Annotated in this window: 3 protein-coding genes; all 3 read left to right on the top strand. The window is 33.2% G+C overall.

All coding sequences use genetic code 11. From position 1 onward, the window contains the following. Positions 1-76 precede the first annotated feature (76 nt). The 3 genes from RM573_RS17390 to RM573_RS17380 all read left to right on the top strand — a co-directional run bounded on the left by RM573_RS17390 (position 77) and on the right by RM573_RS17380 (position 1,862). Positions 77-613: a hypothetical protein gene (locus RM573_RS17390; protein WP_311585127.1), complete on the top strand. Its 537-nt coding sequence runs from the start codon at positions 77-79 to the stop codon at positions 611-613. 119 nt (positions 614-732) lie between these two features. Continuing rightward, complete coding sequence (locus RM573_RS17385; RefSeq protein WP_311585124.1) at positions 733-1,182, top strand: hypothetical protein; 450 nt, start codon at positions 733-735, stop codon at positions 1,180-1,182. Between the two features lie 125 nt (positions 1,183-1,307). Next, a complete protein-coding gene (locus RM573_RS17380; RefSeq protein ID WP_311585121.1) occupies positions 1,308-1,862 on the top strand; it encodes a hypothetical protein in 555 nt (184 codons plus the stop codon). Positions 1,863-2,199 lie beyond the last annotated feature (337 nt).

The following is a 2,199-nucleotide window of genomic DNA, read 5'->3' as shown; positions in this document are numbered from 1 at the left end:
TGGCTTTCGTTCGTTCCTCACTATTTTAGCCAACGTTACTTAGCCCATTATTTGGGCGTTAGGCATTTAGGAAAGTATGGATACATCTCAACTCGAACATGAAGCCGAAGATTACATTTCAAGTTACTTGAATCGACGTCATTTACTTATTGCCAAACCAAAATTTGATGTTATTGGTACAGACTTATTAGCTTTTGCAGAAATGAGTGACGGTGTTAAATTCTGTAGAATTCAATGTAAAGGCCGTTCACTTTTAAATAGCGACAATTCTAATGTACACATTCCTGTTGATTATGTAACAGACGGATTTATTGTTTTTTTATACATTGATGCTCCCCTAGTTGAACCACAGTTATATATGTTTTTTCCTAATGAGGTTAGGCAGTGGAACCTAAACAATAAAAATAATTATGCTTTAACATTCTCAAAAAATAACTTTGAATCAAAATTATCACCTTATAAGGTTACTGATCTAAAAATTAAAGCATTTAAACTGTTTATCGAGAAAGCTAATGTAAGTGGCGAGTTTAAGAACCTGGTCTTGTCAGAAATTAATTTTTCAATCCCTGCACCAGTATTTTCTATAAAGGCAACGGTTACGGGTGGTGAATAAATGCCTAACAAGAAATTAAACAAGGACAAAAAACAGTTGGCTTTTTGTTCACTACGTTCACCTATTTTAGCCAACAATTTTTTGCCTGTTAATTAGGCGTTAGGTGTCAAATGAGGTTCGTGCTATTTGTTCTTATTATTGGCTCAATTAAACTTGCGAATGCAGGCTGGAGCGCTTTCAGGATAATCACTCCAGAAAATATGAGTGAATATGGTGTTGAACTAGTGCAATTATCAAAGAACGATGACTACATAGAGTTTTGTTTAGTTGATAGTTATGTGAGACCAAGTGGTGAAATAATATATAAATCAGCGTGGCTTCTAGAGTCTAGTGTTTCGTTGTCGTCTAAAAACCTAAATTTTGAAAGTCATTTTAATAAGCTAACAGTTAATGAAAATATCTCATCAACTACCGTTTTAACTTCTTACAATGACGATCCTGATAAGTGTCAAATGCAGTTTAAGGTTAAGTTAGAAAAAATAAATAATTCGTTTGTGTTTGTTGGCTATGAAACTCCAGCAAACGACGGTGGTCTACGATATACTATTCACTTAAATAGTTTTCAGTAAAAGACACCTAACAAGCTAATTAATAAGGACAAAAAATAGTTGGCTGTTTTCGTTCCTCAACATTTTAGCCAACAATTTTTTGCCCATTATTAGGGCGTTAGGCTTATGTCGAAATCTGGAGTCAAATGGAATTATTGAAAAAAATTTGGAAAGATCCTGTAGGGAGCAAAATAATCGCAACAGTATTAACTGCCGGATTTGTTTGGTTGCTTAGTAAAATACAGTTGATTAATGAATTTTTCATTTTTATTATTAATAAATTAACTGCATTTATAACTATTCCGATTTGGTTTTTTACTGTTCTATTAACTGTTAGTATTTCTTTTGTTATCAAGCTATTAATGGATCTAAGAATATCCTATGGTAACGATAAGTATACGAGTGATTATATTGAAGGCTTGAGTTGGGAATGGAAATACTCTGGGTCAAAAATCTCTGAATTGAAACCTCTTTGCCCTCAATGTAAACATGAAATAATTCAGAGGGATATTCGCCAACTTGGTTATTCACATCAAACTAAAGAAGAGTTTTATTGTGAAGGTTGTAATTTTACTTTGGCTATCAATGATAAGCCAGTTTACGAGTATTACTCTAGAATTAATAGGCATATTGAGCGAAAATTAAGGACAAAAGAGTGGCGTAAAAATAAGCCTAACAAGCCAATTAATCAGGACAAATAACAGTTGGTTTTTGCTCCTGCGTCGCTTATTTTAACCAACTGTTATTAGCCCATTATTTGGGCGTTATATACCGCAACTAATTCGACTAAAAATTTCTCAGGTTTTGGTCTTTTTAATTCAAATTTGTTAGTGAATTCTTCGGGTGTATTTTAGGTTTTTACATTGCAATGCTTCGGCAAGTTAATCTGTAAATTCTGTAATATTCGCATTTAGGTTTACGTTGCGGTGGGTAAAGGCTGGTAAAATTATGTGAGTTGCTAGCTAATAAAAAGGCTGGTAACGTAATGATGTAGTTAGTTTTTATATAACAAGCAAATAAACAGGGACACGTAACAGT

Source organism: Thalassotalea castellviae, from assembly GCF_031846185.1.
Classification (GTDB): domain Bacteria; phylum Pseudomonadota; class Gammaproteobacteria; order Enterobacterales; family Alteromonadaceae; genus Thalassotalea_H; species Thalassotalea_H castellviae.
This window is presented reverse-complemented; position numbering and strand designations above follow the sequence as displayed.

Excerpts from the sequence above, each read along its gene's own strand:
- RM573_RS17390 (WP_311585127.1), top strand. The coding sequence starts at position 77 with ATGGATACATCTCAACTCGAACATGAAGCCGAAGATTACATTTCAAGT.
- RM573_RS17380 (WP_311585121.1), top strand. The coding sequence starts at position 1,308 with ATGGAATTATTGAAAAAAATTTGGAAAGATCCTGTAGGGAGCAAAATA.